A 26,500-nucleotide genomic window follows, 5' to 3' on the forward strand; every position below is an offset into this window, starting at 1 on the left:
CCAATTGGTAATTAACGGAGGTTTTATATGTGGATTAGTAACGCTTTTGCCCAGGCTCCAGCCGCGGGTGCAGATGCTGGTGGCTTAATGAGCTTCCTCCCCCTAATTTTGATGTTTGCAGTCCTGTACTTCATCATGATTCGCCCACAAATGAAGCGTCAAAAAGAAACCAAAGCGATGCTTGAGGCTTTGGCAGTTGGCGACGAAGTAGTGACAGTTGGCGGAATCATGGGCAAAGTAAGCGCCTTGAAGGATCAAGTAGTTACTGTTGAGATTGCCACAGGCACTGAAGTGCAATTGCAAAAAGGTGCCATTACTACCGTATTGCCTAAAGGCACTTTGAAGTCTGCTTAATGCGCTTGTTTAAAAGTATCCCAATATGAACCGCTACCCTCTCTGGAAGTATTTAGTTATCGCCATTGCTTTACTCATCGGTGGACTTTATTCATTGCCGAATTTCTATGGAGAGGCACCAGCGGTTCAAGTCTCGTCCGCCAAGCTAACTGTAAAGGTTGATTTGGCGACACAGTCTAGAGTCGAAAAAATTCTTACGGATGCCGATATCAACAATACCGGGGTCTTTTTTGAGAGCACTGGCAATGTTGGCTCTATCAAGATTCGTTTTAACAATACCGATATTCAATTACGCGCACGCGATCTTTTGCAACAGAAGTTAAATGTTGATCAAAATGATTCAAACTACACTGTTGCACTCAATCTGCTTTCCAATACCCCGGGCTGGCTCAATGCTATCAATGCATTGCCAATGCCGCTCGGTCTGGATCTTCGAGGCGGCGTCTACTTCCTACTGCAGGTAGATATGAAAGGCGCTGTACAAAAAAAGGTTACGGCCCTTGCAACCGATATTCGTGGTCAGTTACGCAATAAAAATATTCGCCATCAAGGAATTGATCGCTTAACTGATTCAATCTCTATCAACTTTGGTAGCGCAGATGAAGCCAGCATTGCAAAAACTGAACTCACTAACCTGCAACCAGACTTACAGTGGCAAGTAAAGACCTCTGGTGGATCGGTGAAATTAGTTGGCGAGTTCCAGCCCAAGTCTTTAAAAGAAATTCAGGACAATGCGGTTAAGCAAAACATCATTACTCTAAACAAACGAGTAAATGAATTGGCTGTCAAAGAACCCGTCATCCAACAACAAGGTGCTGAGCGCATTGTTGTGCAGTTACCAGGGGTACAAGATACCGCAAGAGCCAAAGATATTATTGGCCGTACAGCCACACTGGAATCTCGCTTAGCGGATCCTTTGGTTTCCACTATCAGCATTGGAGAGACACCCCCTCCAGGCATGGATACCTTCCGCTTTGGTGAAAACCGCTTGGGTGTGTTTAAAAAATCCGTTATCTTCAGTGGCGATCGCATTACAGATGCCAGCGCAGGCTTCGATCAAAACCAACGCCCTGCTGTCAATATTTCACTTGATGCTGCTGGTGGTCGCGTGATGCAAGAAGTAACGCGTGAAAATATTGGCAAGCCAATGGGCATGATTCTGTTTGAAAAAGGCAAAGGCGAAGTTCTTACTATCGCTACTATTCAAGGCGAATTTGGCTCCAAGTTTCAAATTACCGGTCAGCCAACAACCGAGAGCGCAAATGACTTGGCGCTCCTTCTTCGCGCAGGCTCATTAGCTGCTCCAATGGAAATTATTGAAGAGCGCACCATTGGACCAAGCTTGGGTGCTGAAAATATTGAAAAGGGCTTTAAATCTCTACTAATCGGATTTGCAGCAATCTCAGCATTCATGGTGACCTACTACTTATTATTCGGCACATTCTCCGTGGTAGCTCTTGCGGTGAACTTGTTGTTGCTGATTTCTGTTCTCTCAATGCTGCAAGCCACCCTTACCCTGCCAGGTATTGCTGCGATGGCATTGGCACTCGGTATGGCAATTGACTCAAACGTGTTGATTAACGAGCGCATTCGCGAAGAGCTGCGCAACGGCGCATCTCCACAGGCTGCCATTGCAGTTGGATTTGATAAAGCTTGGGCAACCATTTTGGACTCTAACGTCACAACACTCATTGCTGGTCTTGCACTTCTAGCCTTTGGGTCTGGCCCAATCAAGGGCTTTGCAGTTGTCCACTGTTTAGGTATTTTGACATCGATGTTCTCAGCTGTCTTCTTCTCTCGCGGCCTTGTCAATCTTTGGTATGGCAGAAACAAAAAGGTTCAAAAACTTGCGATTGGCCAAGTTTGGCGTCCACAGGAGAAATAAGTCATGGAATTTTTTAGAATCAAAAAAGACATTCCCTTTATGCGCCATGCATTGGTGCTCAATGCGATTTCTTTAATTACTTTTTTAGCAGCAGTCTTTTTCTTATGGCATAACGGCCTGCACCTCTCTATTGAATTTACTGGCGGAACAGTAATGGAGGTTTCTTACCCTCAAACCGCACCGCTTGATTCCATCCGCTCCAAAGTTGAAAAACTTGGTTATGCAGATACCCAAATTCAAAATTTTGGCAGCTCACGTGATGTGATGATTCGCCTACCTTTGCAAAAAGATGCTGAAGGCAAACTGATCTCGTCTGCGGATCAAAGTACCGCAGTCATGCAGGCGCTTGATCCTTCTACCACCGGGGTCAAACTTCAGAGAGTGGAGTTTGTAGGGCCACAAGTTGGGCAAGAATTAGCGATCGATGGTTTGAAAGCCTTGGTTTTTGTAATTATTGGCATTGTGATTTACCTCTCTTTCCGCTTTGAGTGGAAGTTTGCGCTTGCCGGCATCATTGCTAACTTACATGACGTGGTGATTATTCTGGGCTTCTTCGCCTTCTTTCATTGGGAATTCTCCCTCTCGGTATTAGCAGCAGTACTGGCAGTATTGGGTTACTCCGTAAACGAATCTGTGGTGATCTTTGACCGTATTCGCGAAAACTTCCGCAAGTACTGCAAGATGAACACCCGTGAGATCATTGATAACGCAATCACCAGCACCATTAGTCGTACCGTCATTACCCACGGCAGCACAGAAATGATGGTTCTGGCCATGCTGATCTTTGGCGGACCAACCCTCTTCTACTTTGCTTTGGCGCTAACGATTGGCATTTTGTTTGGTATTTACTCTTCAGTATTCGTTGCTGCAGCACTCGCAATGTGGCTAGGCGTTACTCGTGAAGATTTGATTAAGGGTGATAAAAAACCAGACGACAATGCCCGCAATGATGACCCTAATTACGGAGCACGGGTTTAAGCTAGATTAGCTTAAAGAATAAAGTTGTTGATCAAGGGCAGCTAAGATTTTTTTAGTTGCGCCTTGGTGCTCAATCGAGTACGCCTTCGCAGCCTCACTCATCTTACTTAGCTCAGAGCTATTCAGTAGTAGATCTTTTAAGGACTCTGTCAAAGCAAGCGTTTCTCCAAACAATAAATCACCTGATATGCGCCCAGCAACGCCAATGGCAACTGCATCTAGCGCAGCCTGCTGAAAGTTGTAGGTATGCTCCCCAAGTAATACAGGACAACCTGCCGCACAAGCCTCAATTAAATTTTGCCCACCAAAAGGTAGCAAACTGCCGCCCATTACTACCAGATTGGAGGCGCTGTAATACATCGGCATCTCGCCCATAGAGTCACCCAAAATAACATCTAATTGCTCACAATCCGTTGGGGTTCCTTGCCACTCACTACGGCAACGAAACTTCAATCCAGCGGATTGAATTTGCTCTGCCACTTCAGTAAATCGCTCCGGATGACGTGGCACCAAGCAAAGCAGAGGTTGCACCTTAAAGACATTACTCAGTAATAATTCTTTCCAAGCACTCAGAATAATTGCCTCTTCTCCATCTCGAGTACTTGCAGCGCACACCATTAATCGATTTATTGCATGCAATTCTGCCTGCCAATCTTTTCCTTGCTGAACTAACTTGGCATCGAGCGGCACATCAAATTTGAGATTTCCAGTGATCGAAACGTTTTTTACACCGAGACTGCAATAACGTCCCGCATCAAATTCTGTTTGCGCCAGAATTCCTGCAAAAGCTTGGAACAGGGCTCGCCCTGCTTTACCAAATTGATTTACACGATGCGCACTCCTCTCAGAGAGGCGGGCATTCACCAAAAATAGAGGCAAGCCAATTTCAGCACACCGAAATACTACTGTTGGCCATGCCTCAGTCTCCATGAAAAGCCCAAACTTTGGTTTAAAGCTTCGTAAAAAATGCTCAACACACCAGCATAAGTCGTAGGGTAGATACACCTGACGAATTTTTCCTGAGGCAATTGCAGGGCCAAACAATTGTTGACCCGTGCGCCGACCATTGAGAGTCATATGAGTTAACAAAATACTCTCGCCACGAGCAAGATAAGCTTCAATTAATGGCTGAGCGGCGCGAGTCTCACCGACCGATACTGCATGGATCCAAATGGAGCCTTTTGTATTAGGTCTCTCATACCCAAAACCAAGACGTTCGGGGATATGATGCAGGTAAGCAAAAGAATGACGTGAACGCCATGCCAAGCGAACAAATGCTAATGGCAATAACAGATGCCAAAGCAACTGATAAACCGCAAACCAGAATCGAGGGCGTACCCCGTATTCTGTATTCGAAGTGACGCTCACTTTTTGAGACGTTCGGTCAATTCAACCGCCTTGCCTAGGTATGATGAAGGAGTCATCTCGAGTAAACGCGCTTTTGCATCCTCAGGAATCTTCAAGCCCCGAATAAAGCTTTGAAGATCAGCTTGATTAATTCCTTTGCCTCGAGTGAGCTCTTTAAGTTGCTCATAGGGATTCTCGATGCCATAACGACGCATTACGGTTTGCACTGGCTCGGCCAACACTTCCCAGCATGCATCTAAATCAGCAGCAATTGCAGTCAAATTGACTTCCAACTTTCCTAGACCGCGTAAAGCACTATCGTATGCCAACACACTATGACCAAAAGCGGGGCCCAAATTACGCAACACAGTAGAGTCAGTTAAGTCACGCTGCCAGCGAGAAATAGGCAATTTTTCAGCTAAGTGACGCAGCAATGCATTGGCAACACCCAGGTTTCCTTCGGAGTTTTCAAAATCAATTGGATTAACTTTGTGTGGCATCGTAGATGAACCAATTTCACCAGCTTTAGTGCGTTGCTTAAAGTAGCCAACAGAAATATAAGCCCAGAAATCACGGTCCATATCGAGAAGAATGGTGTTAGCACGAGCAATCGCATCAAACAACTGAGCCATTCCATCATGAGGTTCAATCTGAATGGTGTATGGGTTGAAAGTGAGGCCTAGACGTTTTTCAACAACATCCTTAGAAAAGCTTTCCCAATCGAAATCAGGATAAGCAGACAAGTGGGCATTGTAATTACCAACTGCACCATTCATTTTGCCAAGTAATGGCACAACTGCGATTGCATCAATGGCGCGCTCTAAACGCTTAGCGATATTGGCAATCTCCTTGCCCAAAGTGCTTGGCGAAGCTGGCTGACCATGTGTACGAGAAAGCAAAGGCACTTTCGCATGCTCAATAGCGAGGTCTGTTAAGACAGACAGAATTTTTCTGAGTTGAGGGAGTAATACTTGGTCTCGCGCGCCACGCAACATTAAGCCGTGAGAAGTATTATTAATATCCTCGGAAGTACAGGCAAAGTGAATAAATTCACTCGCCTTTAATAAATCGGAACGACCAGCTACTTTTTCTTTTAAAAAGTACTCAACTGCTTTTACATCATGATTAGTGACGGCTTCAATATCCTTAATGCGCTGCGCATCGGCGTCAGAGAAATTTTCTGGGAGTGAGAGCAAAAATGCCTCATCTGCCGCACTGATATTTGGTACATCTGGCAACCCAGCTGCAGCCAAAGCCAACAACCAGTGAATTTCCACAAAAACACGCTGGCGCATAAAAGCAGCCTCTGAAAGCCAAGGACGCAAAGCATTTAATTTGCCTGCATAGCGGCCGTCCAAGGGGGAAAGAGCATTAAGGGTTGATAGCGGCTGACTCACGGTTATTGCCTTTGCACTGAATATGTCAATAAAACCAGATTTTAATGCGTTCTGACCTTGTGCAACCCCCATTTAGGATGGCTATACTGTGCCCTATGAAACTAATCGGATCCCTTACCAGCCCTAAAGTACGCATCGTTTTCCTTGAGAAAAAAGTTGAAGTCGAGCTTCAATTGGAAAATGTCTGGGCTGCAGACACCAAAATTGCCAACTCCAACCCCTTAGGGAAGGTTCCCTGCTTGATTCCTGATGATGGCGGAGCCATCTATGACTCTCGAGTCATCGCCGAATATGCAGATGCCCTGAGCCCTGTCAGCAAGCTTATTCCTACAGATAATCGCGAGAGAGCGAATGTAAAAACTTGGGAAGCATTAGCTGATGGCGTGATGGACGCCGGAATCTTGGCGCGGCTAGAGCGAACCTGGAGACCTGCCGAGCAACAGAGCACCCCTTGGGTAGATCGTCAAATGGGCAAAATTGACGCCGCCCTTCGCCAAATGTCAGAGCAGCTTGGCGAAAACCCATGGTGTCATGGCAATCAAATCACTTTGGCAGATATTGCTGTCGGTTGCGCCGTTGGGTATTTGCTATTTCGTTTTCCAGAAATTCAGTGGCAATCTGAATATTCGAACTTGGATCGTTTGTATCAAAAACTTTTGCAGCGCTCCTCTTTTGTCGACACCGAACCACCAGCAGCTTAATTGAACCATTGCTAGAGCTAACAAGTCATTTAAAAGCCAATCGAAAGATTGGCTTTTTTATTTTCAGAGCAGTCTGCTTGCTTGAGAATATTAAGCATAAATAATTCCACCGCCTAAACAGACGTCACCGTCATACAGAACCGCAGACTGTCCTGGTGTAACAGCCCACTGCGACTCTGAAAAATTCAAATTAAAACTTAAGCTTTCGTTAACACTCAAAACACATGCAGAATCTGCTTGGCGATAACGCGTCTTTGCAGAGTAATTGCCAGATGTCGGAGCTGCGCCAGCAATCCAACTAGCGTCAATTGCCTCAAGCTCCTGGGCCAATAGCCATGGATGCTCGTGGCCTTGGGCTACATACAGGGTATTGTTTGGCACGTCTTTACGCGCAACATACCAAGCGTCACCATTCCCATCTTGGCTACCGCCAAGACCAATGCCTTTGCGCTGTCCCAGGGTAAAAAATGCCAAGCCCATATGCTCGCCTACCACCTTTCCTTCGGGTGTTTTAATTGGGCCAGGAGTTCTTGACAAATAACGGTTTAAAAATTCTCTAAACGGTCGCTCGCCAATAAAGCAAATACCAGTGCTATCTTTTTTGCGCGCATTGTGTAGACCAATTTTTTCTGCAATCCTTCGCACTTCAGTCTTTGGAATTTCTCCCAAAGGGAATAAAACATTTGCTAATTGCTGCTGGGTTAGGCGATGCAAAAAATAACTTTGATCTTTGGTGGTATCCAATGCTTTTAGCAACTGTACTGCACCACCCTCATGACGTACTCTGGCATAGTGCCCAGTTGCAATAGCATCTGCACCCAGACTCATCGCGTGATCTAAAAATGCTTTGAACTTAATCTCAGCATTGCAAAGAACATCAGGATTTGGAGTTCGTCCAGCTGCATATTCACGTAAAAACTCAGCAAATACACGCTCACGATATTCGGCCGCAAAATTGACCGCCTCTACATCAATACCGATCATATCGGCCACAGAAACGACATCTAACCAATCTTGCCGGGCGGAACAGTACTCATCGTTGTCGTCATCCTCCCAATTTTTCATAAAAAGGCCAATAACTTTATAGCCTTGCTCCTTGAGCATCCAGGCTGCAACTGACGAATCTACCCCTCCAGACATGCCAATAACGACTTTTCTGGGGTTTGTAGGTGGGATTGCCGAAGAATTGAGGTGGATCATTAAAAAATGCGAGAATTCGAGATAAGCTGATAGGCCATATTGTAGAAGTCTTAGCCTGATTTCACAGGATTTTAGGCAAAAACTATACATATAGAAGTTGGGGTAATTAAGTGAAGTGGGCAGCTTTTAGTCCATTTAACTAAAATAGATTCTTTACAAATTTTGCTTTTGGAGACATGCCATGCGCATAGGAGTGCCACTGGAAACCAGGCCTGGGGAAACTCGAGTTGCAGCCACACCAGAAACCGTTAAAAAATTGATTGGCCAAGGCCATACCGTTGTTATCCAAAAGGGTGCCGGTGTTCAGGCTAGCCAACCAGACTCTGCATATGAAGCTGTCGGTGCCGCGATTGGTAGCGCTGCAGACGCATTTGGCGCAGAGATTGTTCTCAAGGTGCGCTCTCCTGAGGCATCCGAACTCAAGCAAATTCAATCAGGAAGCGTGCTTTTGGGAATGCTAGATCCATTTGATAATGACAACATTGCCGCCATGGCAGCGCGAGGTGTCACTGCATTTGCATTGGAAGCCGCTCCTCGTACTACCCGTGCCCAAAGCATGGACGTTCTCTCATCACAAGCCAACATTGCTGGCTATAAAGCAGTGATGGTTGCAGCAAATGAATACCAGCGCTTTATGCCAATGCTGATGACTGCCGCCGGTACCGTTAAAGCAGCACGCGTTTTAATTTTGGGCGCTGGTGTTGCAGGCCTACAAGCAATTGCAACAGCGAAGCGTCTTGGTGCCGTTATCGAGGCATCAGATGTTCGTCCCGCAGCCAAAGAACAAATTGAATCTTTAGGCGCTAAGTTTGTGGATGTGCCATATGAAACCGATGAAGAGCGTGAAATTGCGCAAGGAGTTGGTGGTTATGCCCGCCCAATGCCAGAAGCTTGGATGAAACGCCAAGCAGCACTGGTCGCAGAGCGCGCCCAACAAGCTGACATCGTTATAACCACCGCGCTCATTCCGGGTCGTAAACCACCAGTGCTCTTGCACAGTGACACAGTCGCCAATATGAAACCAGGCTCCGTCGTAATTGACTTAGCTGCTGGTAAGGGTGATAACGGATCGGGCAATTGTCCTTTGACTCAAGCGGACAAAATTGTTGATGTAAACGGCGTCAAAATTGTTGGTTACACAAACTTAGCCAGTATGGTGGCTGCTGATGCATCTGCTTTGTATGCACGCAACTTACTCGACTTCATGAAATTGATCGTCGATAAAGAGGCAAAGTTAGTTATACCTAGCGACGATGACATCGTTACCGCCTGTTTAATGTGTCGTGATGGCCAAGCCATTCGCAAAAACTAATACAAAATAATCTAAGGAAACATCATGGATCTCGCTGCCTTTCAAAGCATCCTTACCGTCCAAAATATCACCGTGTTTGTATTGGCTATTTTTGTTGGCTATCACGTTGTTTGGAACGTTACCCCTGCATTACACACTCCTTTAATGGCGGTAACTAACGCCATCTCTGGAATCATCATTGTTGGTGCATTACTTCAAACCGAGGTTATTGGTGGCGATGAAATTACCCTGACCAGCATCATTGGTGCTGTTGCGGTATTTTTGGCGTCGATCAATATTTTTGGTGGCTTCATGGTTACTCGTCGCATGTTGGAGATGTTCAAAAAAAAAGCTCCTAAAGCCGATGCGGCTGCCACTAAATAATTAGCACAAGACCTCGATAGAGACTACAAGAGACCAAAACAATGTCAAACATAACTGCTATTTCTTACCTTATTTCATCGGTGTTATTCATCCTCGCCTTGCGCGGCTTGTCATCACCAACTACCTCACGCCAAGGCAACACCTTTGGCATGATCGGCATGTTGTTAGCCGTGATTACCACCTTCTTTATCCCTGACTTTAAGCCAGCTGTTTCATTGATTGCTGCTGCAGTAGTTGGTGGCGCCATCATCGGTACATTAGCTGCTAAACGCGTTCAAATGACTAAGATGCCAGAGCTTGTAGCTTTGATGCACTCTTTTGTTGGCTTGTCAGCTGTATTGATTGCTGTTGCAGCAGTATTTAACACCTCCCATGAACATACTGGAGCCCAAAAGATTGAGCTCTTTATCGGAGCGTTCATTGGCGCAATTACCTTTACCGCTTCCGTAATCGCTTTTGGCAAGCTCTCTGGCAAAGTGAGTGGCAAACCAGTCAGCTTTGCTGGCCAGCATTTACTCAATCTCATTCTGGCAATCTCAATGATTGGCGCCGGCATTGCTTACTACATGGTTGATAGCCATGTAGCTTTCTTAGCAATGTGTGCGGTTGCATTGGTGTTAGGTGTCACATTGATTATTCCAATCGGTGGTGCTGATATGCCAGTAGTTGTTTCCATGCTCAATAGTTACTCTGGTTGGGCTGCAGCAGGCATTGGCTTTACATTGAATAACCCGGTACTGATTATTGCTGGAGCTTGCGTTGGCTCTTCAGGCGCCATTCTTTCTTACATTATGTGTAAGGCAATGAATCGCTCGATTCTGGCTGTACTGCTCGGCGGCTTTGGTGCAGAGGCCGCAGCCGGCGGCGGCGATGATAGTGGCCCTAAAAACTACAAAACTGGCTCTCCAGAAGATGCAGCATTTCTGACGGAAAACGCAGACACTGTCATCATTGTTCCTGGCTATGGTCTTGCGGTTGCACGTGCTCAACACGCGCTGAAAGAACTCACCGAGAAGTTGACTCATCACGGCGTAACTGTGAAATATGCAATTCACCCAGTTGCAGGTCGTATGCCAGGTCACATGAATGTTCTTTTGGCAGAAGCGGAAGTTCCATATGATCAAGTCTTTGAAATGGAAGACATCAACAGCGACTTTGGTCAAGCTGATGTGGTTTTAGTTCTGGGCGCAAACGACGTTGTGAACCCTGCTGCCCGCACTCCTGGTAGTCCAATTTTTGGCATGCCGATTTTGGAAGCGTTCAAAGCAAAAACCATTATCGTCAATAAACGCTCAATGGCAGCTGGTTATGCCGGCCTAGACAACGAACTTTTCTACATGGATAAAACCATGATGGTCTTCGGTGATGCGAAGAAGGTCGTGGAAGAGATGGTCAAAGCAGTGGAATAAATTATTGTTGAGTTATTAAAAAAGGCTGCCAATGGCAGCCTTTTTATTTTTTACCGAGGAACTAAATCAATCTAAGTCGACTGAGTCTTCATATAATTGGCGCGCATAGGACGTAATACAAAGAAGGCTAGTAATGCAGCAGTAGCATCAAGTGCAATCATGATCCCGAACACTGGAATCCAGCTATCTGCTACGCCGTGAATATAAGCTGCAATCGAGCCGCCAATAATCGAGCCTACACCTTGTGCCATATAGAGGAAGCCATAGTTTGTGGTCGCATGTTTTTGACCAAAGGTATCCGTAAGAGTTGAGGGAAATAAGGAGAAAATTTCGCCCCAGCCAAAAAACACAATACCTGATAACAAGACAAACATCACTGGATCTGAGCGAGTCATCACCCAGAAAAACATTGCAACGGCTTCTAAACCAAATACGATCGTCATGGTGTACTCACGGCCTAACTTATCAGAAACCCAACCAAAGAATGGGCGAGTCAAACCATTAGTGACGCGATCGATTGTTAAAGCCAATGGAAGTGCGGCCATACCAAAAACTGTTGCGGCAGTAATGCCAAAGTCTTTGGCAAAGGCCCCCATTTGTGAAATCACCATCAAACCAGAGGTTGACATCATCGACATCATCAAAAACATGAGCCAGAAAACTGGGGTCTTGAGCATTGTTTTTGGAGGCACTCCAGTTGCAGCAGCCTCAATTTGGCCCGCTGTTTGTACTCGATCAGCATGTGGCACACGAATGCCCTGAGCAGCAAGCAAACCAACCGCGCCAATAATGTATCCAAAGACTTTCAAAGTGCCTTGAAGACCAGATTCAGCCAGACTCGCTGCGATTGGGAAGGTGGTAAGTAGAGCGCCAATACCGTAACCAGCAGCAACCATACCAACTGCAAAGCCGCGATTATTTGGGAACCAGCGAACCATCAAACCAACTACACCAATATAAACAATACCGGTACCTAAGCCACCCAATACGCCGTAGGTGATGTAAAGATTGGATACCGTAGTGAGATTGGCTGATAGAACCCAACTCAACCCCGTCAATATGGTGCCAATAGAGAGCAGTAAGCGTGGGCCAAACTTATCTACTAAATATCCCTGGAATGGGGAGAAGAAAGTTTGCAACACAATCAAAATTGAAAAGGTAACTTGTAACTCTGTTAATGTGACGCCCAACTGACCCATGATAGGCTTGGTAAATAAAGCCCAAACGTATTGCGGGCTTGATATTGACATCATGCATATAACGCCAAGGGCTAGCTGCACCCACTTGGACTTTAGAGGGTTTTTACTCTCACTCATTGCTCATCTCCTAATTATTGAAACCAATTTAAGTTTGGTTTTTTTATTTTTATGGATTGACTACGGGTTTTCAGTGACAATTGCTCTAGCTTGGTGCACCATGCTTCTTTTTGAATCATATGCATCTTTCATAAAAAGTGCGTAAAAAAAACGCCTGGTCTTTTGAACCAGGCGCTGTTACTTCTAAAGCTAGGTAGCTGTGGAATGGGCTTATTACATCATTCCGCCCATACCACCCATACCACCCATATCAGGCATACCGCCACCAGCAGATTCATCTTTTGGTGCATCAGAAATTGCGCAATCGGTAGTTAATAACAGTCCAGCAACAGATGCCGCATTAACCAATGCTGTCTTAGTAACCTTAGTTGGATCAATAACACCCTGAGCGACCAAATCACCATATTCACCAGTAGCAGCGTTGTAGCCATTATTGCCCTTACTTTCCTGTACGGCATTCACAACCACACCAGCGTCTTCGCCGGCGTTGCTAACAATAGTACGCAAAGGCTCTTGCATAGCACGCAATACGATGCTGATACCAGCGTCTTGATCAGCGTTATCGCCTTTCAAGCCCTTGATACCCTGCATTGCGCGAATCAATGCTACGCCACCGCCAGGAACAATGCCTTCTTCCACAGCAGCGCGAGTAGCGTGCAATGCGTCATCAACGCGTGCTTTCTTTTCTTTCATCTCAACTTCAGTTGCAGCACCAACACGAATCACTGCAACGCCGCCAGCCAACTTAGCTACACGCTCTTGCAATTTTTCTTTGTCGTAATCGCTTGTTGCTTCGTCAATCTGAACACGGATATTTTTCACGCGAGCTTCGATTGCCTTAGCATCACCAGCACCGTCAATGATGATGGTATTTTCTTTACCTACTTCGATACGCTTAGCTTGACCCAAGTGCTCAAGAGTAGTTTTCTCAAGTGTGAGGCCGATCTCTTCAGCAATCACGGTACCGCCGGTCAAAATAGCGATATCTTCCAACATTGCCTTACGACGATCACCAAAACCTGGGGCTTTAACAGCGCAAGTCTTGATAATGCCGCGGATATTATTCACAACCAATGTTGCCAAGGCTTCACCTTCAACATCTTCAGCAATAATCAGCAATGGACGACCAGCTTTCGCAACTTGCTCAAGTACTGGGAGTAAATCACGAATATTGGCAATCTTCTTGTCAAACAGGAGCACAAACGGGTTATCCAAAACAGCAACTTGCTTTTCAGGCTGATTGATGAAGTACGGAGACAGGTAGCCACGATCAAACTGCATACCTTCCACAACCTCAAGCTCATCTTCCAAAGACTTGCCATCTTCAACAGTGATAACGCCCTCTTTACCTACTTTTTCCATCGCTTCAGCAATGCGCTGACCAATACTATGATCGCTGTTAGCAGAAATAGAGCCTACCTGAGCAATCTCTTTAGTAGTTGTGCATGGCTTGCTGATCTTTGCAAGTTCACCGATCGCAGCAGTCACTGCCTTATCGATACCACGCTTGAGGTCCATCGGATTGTGACCTGCAACAACGTACTTCTTACCTTCGCGAACAATAGACTGAGCCAATACAGTAGCGGTAGTAGTACCGTCACCAGCGATATCAGCAGTTTTGGAAGCAACTTCCTTAACCATCTGAGCACCCATGTTTTGAAGCTTGTCCTTAAGTTCGATCTCTTTTGCTACAGATACACCATCTTTAGTAACAGTTGGTCCACCAAATGAACGCTCTATAACAACGTTACGGCCCTTTGGTCCCAGTGTTGTCTTAACTGCGTTAGCAAGAATGTTTACGCCTTCGACCATCTTGGTGCGGGCGTTATCTCCAAATACAACGTCTTTTGCTGCCATGATTAGATTCCTCTCTTAAATACCGAAATTACTTCTGAACAACAGCCATGATGTCGTCTTCACGCATCACGATGAGCTCTTCGTTATCCACTTTTACTGTTTGGCCTGCATATTTGCCAAATAACACGCGATCGCCTATTTTGACGTCAGGTGCATTTAATTTGCCGCTGTCATCGCGCTTGCCAGGGCCCACCGCCAAAACTTCGCCTTGATCTGGCTTTTCGGCAGCAGCATCAGGAATGATGATTCCGGAAGCAGTTTTTGATTCTTGATCCAAACGCTTGATGATTACGCGATCATGTAAAGGACGCAAATTCATCTCTTCTCCTATGTTAGTAAGTGTTAACTAATTAATAAATTCAAATAAATACTTTGTAATCTCTCACATGAAAACTAAACCGAAACTACAACAAAAAAGGCGTTTTAGCACTCGCATGATGAGAGTGCTGATTATATAGGTCTGGTTTATGGGATTTCAAGAGCAGATCACCATAAATTCTTTAAGGAATTAACCCCTGGCTATACTAAATACAGGTTAGTAGGTCATTTCCTACAAATAAATCAGCCTTAAGCCCTTACCGCTCCAATCTGACCTGCCTAGACTGAACAGTCAACGATTGGAGATTGCTGATGAGCCCGAAATCCCGGCTGTACACGCTAGTAAAAGCATGGAAGAACAAACCCTCCCAAGAAGTACGAGACGCCTGTGGCGCCCCTTGGCTTGGCTTAAGCAGCCGAGATCTAGAGGAGCATCAATCCTGGCCTAAGCGACAGGCAATTAGTCATGAACCCATATTCAACTGCAGAGGGACAAAACTGACTGGTTCTTTGTTTAAACCATTGTTAAAATGCACAGACATGCAACTATTACGTATTACGCTTATTTACGGAGGGATTGGATTCTATCTCTTTCTATCTCTTACTGGTATCGTAGCGGCCGTCTCATATCTACGATATTGCCCATCCCCACACATATCCTGGCATCAAAAGAGTATGTCGATGCTCTGAGCGATTTAGTTTTGAACTCGCGCCTGCCGGTTGGCTTGGTGATATTGGGCATCCAAGCCCTACCTTCGCCCGAAATTGAAGACCCTTGCCTAGAAGGTTTGTTACGAATGCGCAGGCTAGGCGCAATGTTGCATTTGATTAATTTTTCTGGAAGCCCAGAACAAATGCGGTGGGTAGAAGAAATGCACATAGAGGGCGTACATTTAGATATGACTCATTTGCGAGAGCAAAAAATCTCGCATGATTTACTCGCAAGAATAAGGTGTTCTCCATACTCACCCACAAAAATCTATGCCAGCAATATAGGTCTAGTCAAAGATTTGGAAAATGCATTGGATTGGCAAATTGATCATTGCTATGGAGGCCTGATGATGCCCCCGCTAAGCCGCCATCAAATTCTACAAATCAATGATAGCCGCATTGCTAAAGCAATTTTTTCGCTGCACCCTCATCAACACCCAAACGGAAACGGAGACAATTAATGAGAAAACGCGTGATGTTGGTAGACGACCATCCAGCCATGCTGATGGCGCTCAAAAGTATGTTGCAAGATCAACTGTTATTTGAAATTGCAGGGCAAGCCCAAAATGGTGAGGAGTGTCTGAGGTCTATTAAGGAAGTGAATCCCAATATGGTGATTCTAGATCTAGATATGCCTAAAACTGATGGATTTGATGTCATCAGGAGAATTGGCTTAATGTATCCAGATATTCGTATGCTGGTACTTTCAAGTTTAGATGAAGCGGTATATGGCAGCAGGGTTCGCTCTCTAGGGGCTCATGGATTCGTTAATAAAACTGCTGGGGCCGATGTCATTCTCGCTGCTTGCGTCGCAATTTCTCAGGGATATAACTTCTTTACCCATGGAAAAAATGGCAATAGTTCACTAACCGATAGCGACAAACTTGCCCTCATTTCCGACCGCGAGCTACAAGTCATGAAATATCTCGGCAAGGGAAACACCAATCAGCAGATATCCGACATGCCCCATATCAGCAACAAGACCGTTGCAACCTACAAGACTCGCGTATTTGACAAATTGGGGATCAATAACATCGCTGACCTCATTTTGTTTTGCCGCATGAATAACATCATCGAGAGCTAAAAACTAATATGCATCGATTCATACTTAAAGGCGTCCTTCTGATAGGTTTAATCACCCATGGATTGACACATGCAAAGACCTTTAAGCCAGAGACGCAACAATGGATCGATGCACATCCTGTAGTGAGATTTATCATCCATGAAAAGTACGCCCCCTATCTTTTAGGCATTAAGGGAGAAGAAAGTCCGGCGGTATTTAAAGACCTCTTGCAAAAAATAACAAAATACACTGAGCAAGAATTCCAAGCGAAGTGGCGCAAAAATGATCAGGAAGGCTTTCATCAATTAGCTAATGGTCAAGTTGACTTCATCATCGATCCACCTTCATTAGAAAACGACTATCTACAGTTTGGCTCCAAGTCAGAGGCCATTTTCTGGGGCCATGATGCAGTGATCACCAAGCATTCTCAAAATGCAGGAGCAATTGCGCCAGAGAATGTCGCCTTCTTTGAAAGAGGTTTTGAAAATCCACCCTATGCTGATGATACCCACAACAGTATTTCTGAAGATCTCCACCAGCTGTTTGCAAATCTTTTAAAACATGATGTGCAGGCAATAGTCCTTCCAATGCGTTTAGCTCAACTCAGCCTCCAAACATTTAATAATCCATCCATCAAGATTGATGGACTTTATGGCCGAGAACCATTTGCCTATCGTTGGTTGATTTCTCATCAAGATGCACCACTACATGATGTAGTGGAAAGCTTCCTAAAGAATTTAGATCCTATTGAATCGCGTCAGCTATTTGCACCCGAACTTAATACTATGCAAGCAGGCAATCGACATTGGAAGACTCTGCCATTGCTCATCAGTATTGGCACGCTCTTTAGTGGATCTTTTCTATTTTGGTGGATGCGCAAAAAACAGCTGACGCAAGAAAAAATTTCAAAACAACTTCTTTGCTCAAAAGAAATTGCTGAAAAAGCAAATGCTGCGAAGTCTGAATTTTTAGCGACGATGAGCCATGAAATTCGTACTCCGATGAATGTAATCTTAGGCGTACAAGAGCTACTATTAAGCAGCCAACAACTCCCGCCACACCAAAAGTCACTCCTTAAAAGCGCACATGCATCAGCAGAATCTCTGTTGGGAATTTTGAATCAAGTGCTTGACCTCTCAAAAATTGAGGCTGGCAAGCTCACCTTAAATCTGGAACCTTGCAGCTTAAATGCCTTGATTGATGATATTGATTCATCGTTTTCCGCAGTCGCCAAAAAACAAGGATTGGTATTACATACTTCGAAAGATGTACGAATCGCAGAAGTGCTCATGATTGATGCATTACGGCTGAGACAAATCTTGCAAAACCTCATTAGTAATGCAATTAAGTTTACTGAATGTGGAGAGATCTACTTCTCAATTAGTATTCTGGCTGATGATCATGCGGGTCAACTCATCGAGTTTCGTGTAATAGATACTGGCATTGGGATGGGCAAAGATGAGATTGCATTGGCATTGCAGGCATTTGAGCAAATCCCCGGCAGAGGAGATCAGCAAAATGGCACTGGCCTGGGATTAACCATTACCAATCATCTAGTGAAGTCTATGAATAGCCAGCTTTATTTTGAAAGCGCCCCCGGATTTGGAAGCAATATCCATTTTTGCGTCGCCTTTCCACGTACCAGCATTGCAGCATCTAGGAACGCCTACACACAAGATGAGATCAACCCGCTTAAAAAATTAAGCTCTGATAAATCCATTGCAGAAAAAAGATCACTACAGGCCCTTATAGTCGAGGATCACCCAGCAAGTCGACAGATTATTTCACTTCAACTCCAAGCACTTGGGATTGGAGTCTCTGTATGTGAGAACGCTAATACAGCCCTAAAAATGATTGAAGATAAAAACTATGATTTATTACTAACAGATCAATCAATACCTGGCATGCAAGGATCAGAATTAGCCCAGAAAATTCGCTCTCTTGGGTTCGGCGATCTCATTATTATTGGTGTTACCGCCGATATCTATGCCCTGGAATCTCGTCATCAGTTTTTAGAAGCCGGCATGAATAGTGTTCTCATTAAGCCATTAAGTCTTATGACTTTAGAAAACGAATTGGCGCGCTATTTTTTAACTATTGGCACTGAAGACAGCGACAATTCGCCACTCGGTGAATATTCTTTTGACGCATTTTCTAATGTGCTAAGAGACAACCCCGATCACATCCTGATTATTCTTCAAGAAATTAAGCGTGTGCACGACGATGCCTTGAAGATATTGTCATCAGAAACAATTGAGGAGGATGTTTTAGCAAGCTTGATTCATAAAGTAAAAGGTGGAGCACAACTTTTAAGCGCTAGCAATTTCATTCGGGCCTGTGAAAGCCTGGAGCAGGAAAAATCCCCACAGAAAAGAATCAGAAGCTTTAAAAAGCTCCTGGAAGATCAAAACCAAATCATCGAGCAATATCACAGCCAATATTCCACACCTAAACCCCTGGAAAATAAGCGATAAGAATCTCATAGGTTTATCCTATTGAGGATGAATTACTATTTGCGATCAAAATTAGCTTTCTTAACCATTTTTTGGCTAGGCTTAAGCTTTTGGTCCCTATTAGTAATTGCTGCTGATTCTATCTATCAAAAAATTCCGCCAGCTATCAGCAACAGCTTAGAGCGCAACCAAATTCCCCAAGATGCCATCAGTATTTCAGTGACCGAAATTGAGTCCGGGAAACTCAGAAAGCATACCGCCAAGAATATTCTCGCCTGGAGAGCTAGCGAGCCGATGAATCCCGCCTCCACAATGAAAGTTTTAACAACATTGGCCAGCTTAGATATTCTTGGTCCACAATACCGCTGGCGCACGAACGTTTATACCGATGGTGTGATCCGCCAAGGAACCCTCAAGGGCAATCTTTATCTACAAGGCTCTGGCGACCCCAAACTCATACCAGAAGAGTTTGCCAAGCTCATGAAGAGCTTGCAAGCCCTAGGCATTCAGAAAATTGATGGTAATTTATTTTTTGACCGCAGTGCCTATGCGCCAAGTGTTATGGAACATAACACCATCGATGGCGAATCTTTGCGCGCGTACAATGTTCCACCAGATCCACTGCTTTATGCTTTCAGAACACTCTCTTTTATCAAAAACTGCTGATTTCATTGATATTAGCTACACCCCAGCACTATCCCAACTTCAGGTAGTAAATCAAATGCAGTTGGTGAATCGATCGTGCGATAACTGGAAAAGTAATATTCGGTTCAGCTTAGAACCAGAAGGTGTAACCAATACCGACCAAGCGGTGTAACCAATACCGACCAAGCGCTAACCGCTCAATTTGCCGGAACATTCTCAAATGCCTGCAAAGGAGTCAACTTCAATGTGGTTGCCATAGATGCTAACACTTTCCTAACGCAAGGCTTTGCGGCTGCTTGGGAATTAGCTGGCGGCTCATGGGCACAGGCCCCAGTTGGCAAGAACGCAACGGTACCTTTAGCATCAAGACTACTATTGCAGTTTGAAGGAATTAATCTAGGAGATGGTGTTTTAGACATCAACAAATATTCTAATAACATCATGGCACGCCAACTACTTCTAACACTTGCATTAGAGAAAATGGGCAAACCAGCAACTACTGCCAACGGTGAATTAGTAATTCAGAGCTGGCTCAAACAACATGGCTTGAACTTCCCAGGATTGGTCATTGAAAATGGCTCGGGACTCTCACGCAATGAGGCAATTTCTACGGATCAAATGAATCAACTATTACTAACAGCTCGCAATTTACCGTCTGCTGAAATTTTCTATAACAGCTTGCCGATTGCTGGTGTTGATGGAACGATGCGTAATCGCCTAATGACGCAATTTCGTAAGTTTTTGCATTTAAAAAATAAACCCGAAGCACGAATTAAAACGGGATCGCTAGCAGAAGTACGTGCGATCTCTGGTTATGTCGTCAGCAAATCCGGAAAAATGTATGCCGTTAGCTCATTTATCAACCACCCCAATGCCTGGAGAGGCTTGGAGGCGCATGATCAATTACTTGAATGGCTGCTTGAAGATGGGCCAGAACCGAAACAGGCTCGCTGAAGACGATCTCGAACACCATCCCACTCCTCGCCAGCAGGTGGCTCAGGAAACAAAATTAAATCCCATCCTTGCTGATCTAAATCTCGTAAAGTACGGTACAGCTTACTAGCAAAACTAGTGCTATCACTTGAGACAACGAACTCTGCAGTACTCACTGATGGGCGGCCATCGTATCCTAAAGATGACTCAGCATCCCATACGGCTACTGCCACTCGAGACTTGGTATCTGGAAACTCAGTCAGGGCATCCAATACTCTTCCAGGCGCATAAAGTCGCAATGGTGTGGTCGGGGCGTAGTGCGCTTTGAGACTGCCAGATACTCTTGGCAAAACGTCACCCTTCTGAAAATCTTCCCCAGCTTGGAATACCTTAACACCTGTTTTATCGAAAATCTCTTTCGGTGTAATAGCACCAGGGCGCAATAAAACTGCTCTATCACCAGAAGATAAATCAACAATGGTTGACTCAATGCCTACCTCACAGTCGCCACCATCTAAAACCATCAGATCCAAAATGCCTTCAAATTCATGGCGCACATCAGCTGCACTAGTGGGGGACACTTTTCCAAATCGATTGGCTGATGGGGCAACTACTCCGCCCTTGAATTTGCGAAGTAATTCTTGGGCTAATGGATGGGCAGGTGCACGAATAGCAACAGTATCTTGTCCGCCCGTTAATTCTGGTAATACACTCTTATCCTTTTTAAACACCAAGGTCAGAGGTCCAGGCCAGAACGCATTCATTAACTGGAGAGCCTCTTCAGATAGATCCCTCACCCAAGGGGCCACAACAGGAACCCAATCTACTTGCAGCTGATCAAATCGATCTGGTGCCGCAAGATGAACTATCAAAGGATGAGTAGCGGGTCGGCCCTTGGTAGTAAATATTTTTTTGATTGCATCAACGTTCCTAGCGTCAGCCCCTAGACCATAGACTGTCTCTGTTGGGAAAGCTACCAAACCCCCATCACGTAATGTTTGGACTGCTTCATGAATCACCTCAGTGGATTGCGATGGCTTACTATCGCTGGGCATTGCTAGGGCTCGATCCCTAATTCAGTGGCAACTGCTGCACAAGTTTGACGCGCTTCATTCAGTGCTTCGCCCAAGCAATTGATATGCCCCATTTTTCTACCGATACGCGGCGCTGATTTTCCGTAAAGATGCAGTTTTGCATCGGGATGAGCCAAGACTTTATTCCATGCAGGCTCTCTAGCATGATCATCACTACCCTCAAACCATAAGTCGCCCAATAAATTGAGCATTGATACTGGCGCTAGTTGACGCGTGTCACCTAATGGCAGCCTTGCCATGGCTCTAACTTGCTGCTCAAATTGACTGCTCACACAAGCATCCATGGTGTAATGACCAGAATTATGTGGACGTGGTGCGATTTCATTTGCAATGATGTCACCACTCTTTAAAACAAAGAATTCCACGCAGAGAACGCCTACGTAATCAATTTTCCGAATCAAAGCTTTCGCTGCATCAGTAATTTTTTTCTCTTGCGCCGGCTTTAAAGAGGGCGCAGGCACAGTTGAGGTATGCAAAATTCCATCGCGATGAATATTTTGCGACACTGGATAGGCAACAACAGCATCGTCATAACCTCTCACGACAAGTGCCGAAACCTCAAAGTCCAGTTCCATACGTTTTTCTAGAACACAAGGGACTTTACCTAACTCAGCCCAAGCTGCTTGCAACTGAGTAGCAGCTAAAACTGTCATTTGACCTTTGCCGTCATAGCCCATGCGTGCAGTTTTTAAAATGCCTGGAAATAAATCGCTAGGGGTATGAGCAATATCAGCTTCATGCTCAATTACAAAATTGGGAGCTGGGCCAATATTAGTTTCAGACTTCCATGTGGCTAAGAAATTTTTCTCTGCAATTCGATTTTGCGCTAGCGATACACAACTGCTACGAGGTGCCACAAATACACCCAAAGATTCCAACTCATCCAAGGCTTGCGCTGGAACGTTTTCAAACTCGGTACTAACAGAAGCGCATAAAGATGCCATTTCTTTTAGTGCGGAAGAGTTTGTGTAATCAGACCGAATAAATTTCTCTGCAATCGAACCAGCAGGGCTATTCGCATCCGGATCTAAAACACAAACCTTATACCCCATTGCCTGAGCCGCTTGAGTAAACATTCTTCCCAACTGACCACCACCTAGAATTCCTAAATACGAACCCGGCAAAAGGGGTTCCATGCGATCTGCCATCGAATTAATATCCCGGCAAATTCATTGAGCGCGCAGCATCAGACTGCTTTACGCGAAACTCTTCCAGACGCTTTGCTAGCTCGGCGTCATGCAATGCCAATCCAGCAATGACATGCAGCGCTGCATTAGCCGCGCCTGCTTCGCCGATGGCAAAAGTTGCCACCGGAATGCCCTTAGGCATTTGTACGATTGAGTAGAGAGAATCCTCGCCGCGCAAATACTTGCTAGCAACCGGAACACCATAAACTGGAACGATTGTTTTGGATGCCAACATGCCGGGCAAATGTGCAGCACCGCCAGCGCCAGCAATAATCGCTTGCAAATCATTAGCAACAGCATTTTCTGCGTACTGGAACATATCATCTGGCATACGATGCGCTGAAAGCACTTTGGCTTCATGGGGAATATCAAATTGCTCGAGCATCTGGGCGGCGTGTTGCATAGTGTCCCAATCAGAATTGGAACCCATCACTATTCCGACTACTGGCTTCTTACTCATTTACCTCTCCAAATGCCCTAACTGTCTTGTGAGACTCTATTATCCCTGAGATACCCTAGTTAGGCGACTTCGTCAGACGACTTAAGGCTTCGCGATACTTTTCTGCCGTCTTTTCAATAACATCTGACGGCAATTGGGGCGCAGGAGCCGTCTTTGGCCACAATTTGCCATTTACTTGAGCCGTTTCCAACCAATCCCTGACAAATTGCTTATCGTAAGAAGGTGGGTTTGAGCCTACATAGTAGGTTTCGGCTGGCCAAAAACGCGATGAATCCGCGGTCAGGATTTCGTCCATCAAGACCAGCTGACCGACGTCATCTAAACCAAATTCAAACTTGGTATCCGCAATAATGATTCCGCGAGTAGCTGCGTATTCAGAAGCTTCTTTGTACAAACGAATACTGACTTCACGAATTTGATTAGCTAGTTTTTCGCCAATTAATTCAATGACTTTTTCAAAAGAAATATTTTCATCGTGCTCGCCGACATCCGCTTTTGCTGCAGGAGTAAAAATTGGCTCAGGTAATTTTTGAGCATTTTCCAATCCCGTAGGCAAAGTAATACCGCAAACCTTACCTGTCTCTTTGTAGTCTTTCCAACCACTGCCAGCTAGATAACCGCGCACAACTGCTTCTACCAAAATGGGTTTCAGGCGTTTTGTTACCACTGCACGACCAACGACCTGACTGACCTCGTCTGGAGTTACCACAGTCGCTGGATCAATACCCGTCAAATGATTGGGGATGACGCTTGATAATTTTTCAAACCAAAAATTAGCCATCTGATTAAGGACAACCCCTTTTTCAGGAATTGGTTCACCCATGACAACATCGAAAGCAGAAAGTCTATCGGTTGTAATCATCAAAAGTTTGTCATCACCAAGCGCATATACATCACGCACCTTGCCCTTAGACAGTAGGGGTAATGACTTAATAGAGGTTGAGTACAAAGCAGGCATATTAAGTTTACTTAACGATCTGGGCTAACTTGCCACTCTTATAAAGCTCTGCCATGATCTCCAAAGGAATAGGCTTAATCTTGGAGGCTTGACCAGCAGATCCAAAAGCAATAAAGCGTGCCAAACATACTTTTTTAGCGGCTTCACGTGCAGGTTTTAAATAATCACGAGGATCAAACTTCCTCGGATTTTCAATAAAGTAGCGACGAATCGCACCAGTCATCGCCAAACGAATATCAGTATCAATGTTAATTTTACGAACGCCATTCTTAATGCCCTCCTGAATCTCTTCCACTGGGACACCATAGGTTTCTTTCATATCACCGCCAAACTCACGAATTTCAGCAAGCAACTCTTGCGGAACACTTGAAGATCCGTGCATCACCAAATGGGTATTGGGAATACGTGCATGAATTTCTTTAATGCGATCAATTGCCAAAATATCGCCTGTTGGCTTTTTACTGAACTTGTATGCGCCATGGCTAGTACCAATCGCGATTGCTAATGCATCACACTGTGTTGCCTTTACAAAATCTGCCGCTTGCTCTACATCAGTGAGCAATTGCTCACGCGTCATCTTGCCGTCAGCGCCATGACCATCTTCCTTATCACCCTGCATCGTCTCCAAAGAACCGAGCACGCCAAGCTCAGCCTCAACAGTCACCCCAATAGAGTGGGAAAACTTTACAACTTCTCTAGATACATCTACGTTGTAGTCATAGCTAGCTACAGTCTTACCATCAGCCTCAAGAGAACCGTCCATCATGACGCTGGTAAAACCACTCTTAATTGCCGCCATACAGACAGCTGGACTTTGACCGTGATCTTGGTGCATCACTACTGGAATGTGAGGGTAGGCCTCAACTGCAGCAGAAATTAGGTGACGCAAAAATGCTTCGCCGGCATATTTTCGAGCACCAGCGGAGGCTTGCATGATGACTGGGGAGTCAGCCTCATTTGCTGCCTCCATAATTGCAGTCACCTGTTCTAGGTTATTGACATTAAATGCAGGTAGGCCATAGCCATTTTCTGCAGCATGATCCAAGAGTTGTCGTAAGGATACTAAAGCCATGATGATCTCTTAATGAATGGAAAGTTAAAAGTTATAAATAATGAGCAAATCACTTCACGTGAATGATCTTAAGGGTATTGGTTCCCCCAGGCTCACCCATTGGCTCGCCCGAAGTTAACACTACCGTATTGCCTGTTTTGACGGCCCCCAACTTCTTCAGACAGGCCTCTACTTCCTGCAAAGCAGTGTCACGATCTTTGGTGTAGTCCAAGCCAATCGGCGTCACATTTCGATAGGTGCTCAGTGCACGTTGGGTGGCAATCTTTGATGTCAAAGCAAAAATAGGGACGTGAATGTTGTGGCGACTCATCCAAATTGCGGTTGACCCTGAATCTGTCAGCGCCGCAATTGCATCTGCATTTAAGTGATGCGCCGTAAATAAAGCTCCTAAAGCAATAGTTTGATCAATTCTCGTAAATGTTTGATCCAAGAAATCGGTGTCTAGTTGGACGCGGTTAGATTTCTCTGCCTCAACACAGATTTCAGCCATTGCTTTTATAGTTTGAACGGGATACATGCCCGCAGCAGACTCTGCTGAGAGCATTACCGCGTCGGTACCATCGAGCACAGCATTGGCAACATCACTCACCTCGGCACGCGTTGGCACTGGAGCATTAATCATTGACTCCATCATTTGAGTGGCGGTAATCGTAAATTTATCTGCTTCGCGCGCCCAGGCAATCATGCGCTTTTGCAATGCTGGCACAGCAGCATTGCCAACTTCAATTGCTAGGTCGCCACGAGCAACCATAATGCCATCGCTCTCAACAATGATACTCTTAAGAGCCTCTGGCTCAATCGCTTCTGCACGCTCTACTTTAGCAATGGTTCTAACTTTTCCAACACCATATTTGGCGCTAGCAGCATCTGCTAGTTTGCGAGCATATGCCATATCAGCGCCATCTTTTGGAAAGCTGATTGCTAAAAAATCCACGCCCATAGCAATTGCTGCATCCAAATCAGCAATGTCTTTTTCAGTTAACGCTGGCGCTGTTAAACCACCGCCCGCTCTATTAATACCTTTGTTATTTGATAACGGACCGCCTTGCTCTACTAGCGTGTAGATTTCTCCACCCAGAACACTCTCTACACGCAACACGACAAGGCCGTCGTTTAATAAGAGGCGATCACCAGGCTTCACATCATTTGGCAGCTCTTTGTAATCTAAGCCTACACGGGTTTGATCACCAAGCTCACAAGCAATATCCAAAATAAATTTCTCCCCTTCTTTGAGGAGAATTTTGCTGTCAGAGAATTTACCAATACGAATTTTTGGGCCCTGCAAGTCAGCCATGATGCCCACTTCTTTACCCACTTCCGCTGAGATGCTGCGAACCAAATCATGGCGCGACTTATGGTCAGCTACTGTGCCATGTGAAAAATTCATACGCACCACATCAACGCCTGCACGAATCATGTCGCGCAACACTTCCGGCCTCTCGGAAGCAGGCCCTAAGGTTGCAATGATTTTGGTTGCTCTAAGCATA

Annotated in this window: 24 protein-coding genes; 12 read left to right on the plus strand and 12 right to left on the minus strand. The window is 45.2% G+C overall.

What is annotated here, in order from left to right; genetic code table 11:
• Window positions 1-27 precede the first annotated feature (27 nt).
• The 3 genes from yajC to secF are packed head-to-tail and all read left to right on the plus strand — an operon-like array spanning window position 28 to window position 3,217.
• Window positions 28-354: a preprotein translocase subunit YajC gene (gene yajC, locus DXE33_RS06375; RefSeq protein WP_114639149.1), complete on the plus strand. Its 327-nt coding sequence runs from the start codon at window positions 28-30 to the stop codon at window positions 352-354.
• A gap of 25 nt (window positions 355-379) precedes the next feature.
• Complete coding sequence (secD, locus tag DXE33_RS06380; protein ID WP_114639150.1) at window positions 380-2,239, plus strand: protein translocase subunit SecD; 1,860 nt, start codon at window positions 380-382, stop codon at window positions 2,237-2,239.
• Between the two features lie 3 nt (window positions 2,240-2,242).
• Complete coding sequence (secF, locus tag DXE33_RS06385) at window positions 2,243-3,217, plus strand: protein translocase subunit SecF (RefSeq protein ID WP_114639151.1); 975 nt, start codon at window positions 2,243-2,245, stop codon at window positions 3,215-3,217.
• Between the two features lie 6 nt (window positions 3,218-3,223).
• On the opposite strand, the gene DXE33_RS06390 is transcribed toward secF, so the two are convergent.
• Window positions 3,224-4,585 carry a 3-deoxy-D-manno-octulosonic acid transferase gene (locus tag DXE33_RS06390; protein WP_114639152.1) on the minus strand — a complete coding sequence of 454 codons (1,362 nt, stop codon included), beginning with the start codon at window positions 4,583-4,585 and terminating at the stop codon, window positions 3,224-3,226.
• Window positions 4,582-5,961: an adenylosuccinate lyase gene (gene purB / locus DXE33_RS06395; RefSeq protein WP_114639750.1), complete on the minus strand. Its 1,380-nt coding sequence runs from the start codon at window positions 5,959-5,961 to the stop codon at window positions 4,582-4,584. The genes DXE33_RS06390 and purB overlap by 4 nt, the downstream gene beginning before the upstream one ends.
• A 95-nt stretch (window positions 5,962-6,056) precedes the next feature.
• On the opposite strand from purB, the gene DXE33_RS06400 reads away from it, so the two are divergent.
• Window positions 6,057-6,662, plus strand: a complete 606-nt coding sequence (locus tag DXE33_RS06400; protein ID WP_114639153.1) for a glutathione S-transferase C-terminal domain-containing protein — start codon at window positions 6,057-6,059, stop codon at window positions 6,660-6,662.
• 90 nt (window positions 6,663-6,752) lie between these two features.
• On the opposite strand, the gene mnmA is transcribed toward DXE33_RS06400, so the two are convergent.
• The gene (gene mnmA / locus DXE33_RS06405; RefSeq protein ID WP_114639154.1) at window positions 6,753-7,862 is read right to left on the minus strand and encodes a tRNA 2-thiouridine(34) synthase MnmA; all 1,110 of its coding nucleotides are present in this window, start codon (window positions 7,860-7,862) and stop codon (window positions 6,753-6,755) included.
• Between the two features lie 181 nt (window positions 7,863-8,043).
• Here mnmA and DXE33_RS06410 point away from each other — a divergent pair, with 181 nt between their 5' ends.
• From DXE33_RS06410 to DXE33_RS06420, 3 genes are read left to right on the plus strand one after another with little or no spacing between them, the layout of a single operon-like run.
• Window positions 8,044-9,174 (plus strand): Re/Si-specific NAD(P)(+) transhydrogenase subunit alpha, encoded by a 1,131-nt coding sequence (locus DXE33_RS06410; protein ID WP_114639155.1) that lies wholly within the window; start codon window positions 8,044-8,046, stop codon window positions 9,172-9,174.
• A 24-nt stretch (window positions 9,175-9,198) separates the two neighbouring features.
• The gene (locus DXE33_RS06415; protein ID WP_114639156.1) at window positions 9,199-9,537 is read left to right on the plus strand and encodes a proton-translocating transhydrogenase family protein; all 339 of its coding nucleotides are present in this window, start codon (window positions 9,199-9,201) and stop codon (window positions 9,535-9,537) included.
• Between the two features lie 41 nt (window positions 9,538-9,578).
• Complete coding sequence (locus DXE33_RS06420; protein WP_114639157.1) at window positions 9,579-10,946, plus strand: NAD(P)(+) transhydrogenase (Re/Si-specific) subunit beta; 1,368 nt, start codon at window positions 9,579-9,581, stop codon at window positions 10,944-10,946.
• A gap of 71 nt (window positions 10,947-11,017) precedes the next feature.
• Here the strand turns inward: DXE33_RS06420 and oxlT are convergent, their stop codons facing one another.
• From oxlT to DXE33_RS06435, 3 genes are all read right to left on the minus strand, one after another.
• A complete protein-coding gene (gene oxlT, locus DXE33_RS06425; protein WP_114639158.1) occupies window positions 11,018-12,262 on the minus strand; it encodes an oxalate/formate MFS antiporter in 1,245 nt (414 codons plus the stop codon).
• Window positions 12,263-12,475: 213 nt separating this feature from the next.
• Window positions 12,476-14,119, minus strand: coding sequence for a chaperonin GroEL (gene groL, locus DXE33_RS06430; protein WP_114639159.1), 1,644 nt, complete (start codon window positions 14,117-14,119; stop codon window positions 12,476-12,478).
• Between the two features lie 28 nt (window positions 14,120-14,147).
• Window positions 14,148-14,438: a co-chaperone GroES gene (locus tag DXE33_RS06435; RefSeq protein WP_114639160.1), complete on the minus strand. Its 291-nt coding sequence runs from the start codon at window positions 14,436-14,438 to the stop codon at window positions 14,148-14,150.
• Between the two features lie 814 nt (window positions 14,439-15,252).
• Here DXE33_RS06435 and DXE33_RS09835 point away from each other — a divergent pair.
• The 5 genes from DXE33_RS09835 to DXE33_RS06460 all read left to right on the plus strand — a co-directional run bounded on the left by DXE33_RS09835 (window position 15,253) and on the right by DXE33_RS06460 (window position 20,263).
• On the plus strand, window positions 15,253-15,609 hold the full coding sequence (locus DXE33_RS09835) for a hypothetical protein (protein ID WP_197712009.1): 357 nt from the start codon (window positions 15,253-15,255) through the stop codon (window positions 15,607-15,609).
• Window positions 15,609-16,232, plus strand: coding sequence for a response regulator transcription factor (locus DXE33_RS06445; protein WP_114639161.1), 624 nt, complete (start codon window positions 15,609-15,611; stop codon window positions 16,230-16,232). Before DXE33_RS09835 ends, DXE33_RS06445 begins: the two co-directional genes overlap by 1 nt.
• Before the next feature lie 8 nt (window positions 16,233-16,240).
• Window positions 16,241-18,685, plus strand: a complete 2,445-nt coding sequence (locus DXE33_RS06450) for an ATP-binding protein (RefSeq protein WP_114639162.1) — start codon at window positions 16,241-16,243, stop codon at window positions 18,683-18,685.
• 39 nt (window positions 18,686-18,724) lie between these two features.
• Window positions 18,725-19,330 carry a D-alanyl-D-alanine carboxypeptidase gene (locus DXE33_RS06455; RefSeq protein ID WP_162785429.1) on the plus strand — a complete coding sequence of 202 codons (606 nt, stop codon included), beginning with the start codon at window positions 18,725-18,727 and terminating at the stop codon, window positions 19,328-19,330.
• Window positions 19,331-19,555: 225 nt separating this feature from the next.
• The gene (locus DXE33_RS06460; RefSeq protein WP_114639164.1) at window positions 19,556-20,263 is read left to right on the plus strand and encodes a D-alanyl-D-alanine carboxypeptidase/D-alanyl-D-alanine-endopeptidase; all 708 of its coding nucleotides are present in this window, start codon (window positions 19,556-19,558) and stop codon (window positions 20,261-20,263) included.
• Here DXE33_RS06460 and DXE33_RS06465 read toward each other — a convergent pair.
• From DXE33_RS06465 to pyk, 6 genes are read right to left on the minus strand one after another with little or no spacing between them, the layout of a single operon-like run.
• The gene (locus DXE33_RS06465; protein WP_114639165.1) at window positions 20,209-21,297 is read right to left on the minus strand and encodes an L-threonylcarbamoyladenylate synthase; all 1,089 of its coding nucleotides are present in this window, start codon (window positions 21,295-21,297) and stop codon (window positions 20,209-20,211) included. The genes DXE33_RS06460 and DXE33_RS06465 overlap by 55 nt on opposite strands.
• Before the next feature lie 2 nt (window positions 21,298-21,299).
• Window positions 21,300-22,484, minus strand: a complete 1,185-nt coding sequence (locus tag DXE33_RS06470; protein WP_114639166.1) for a 5-(carboxyamino)imidazole ribonucleotide synthase — start codon at window positions 22,482-22,484, stop codon at window positions 21,300-21,302.
• Window positions 22,485-22,488: 4 nt separating this feature from the next.
• The gene (gene purE, locus DXE33_RS06475) at window positions 22,489-22,983 is read right to left on the minus strand and encodes a 5-(carboxyamino)imidazole ribonucleotide mutase (RefSeq protein ID WP_114639167.1); all 495 of its coding nucleotides are present in this window, start codon (window positions 22,981-22,983) and stop codon (window positions 22,489-22,491) included.
• A 55-nt stretch (window positions 22,984-23,038) separates the two neighbouring features.
• Window positions 23,039-23,941, minus strand: a complete 903-nt coding sequence (locus DXE33_RS06480; protein WP_114639168.1) for a phosphoribosylaminoimidazolesuccinocarboxamide synthase — start codon at window positions 23,939-23,941, stop codon at window positions 23,039-23,041.
• Window positions 23,942-23,948: 7 nt separating this feature from the next.
• Window positions 23,949-25,013 carry a class II fructose-bisphosphate aldolase gene (fba, locus tag DXE33_RS06485; protein ID WP_114639169.1) on the minus strand — a complete coding sequence of 355 codons (1,065 nt, stop codon included), beginning with the start codon at window positions 25,011-25,013 and terminating at the stop codon, window positions 23,949-23,951.
• Window positions 25,014-25,062: 49 nt separating this feature from the next.
• Complete coding sequence (gene pyk / locus DXE33_RS06490) at window positions 25,063-26,499, minus strand: pyruvate kinase (protein WP_114639170.1); 1,437 nt, start codon at window positions 26,497-26,499, stop codon at window positions 25,063-25,065.
• Window position 26,500 lies beyond the last annotated feature (1 nt).

This window comes from Polynucleobacter necessarius (genome assembly GCF_900096765.1).
Classification (GTDB): Bacteria; Pseudomonadota; Gammaproteobacteria; order Burkholderiales; family Burkholderiaceae; genus Polynucleobacter; species Polynucleobacter necessarius_F.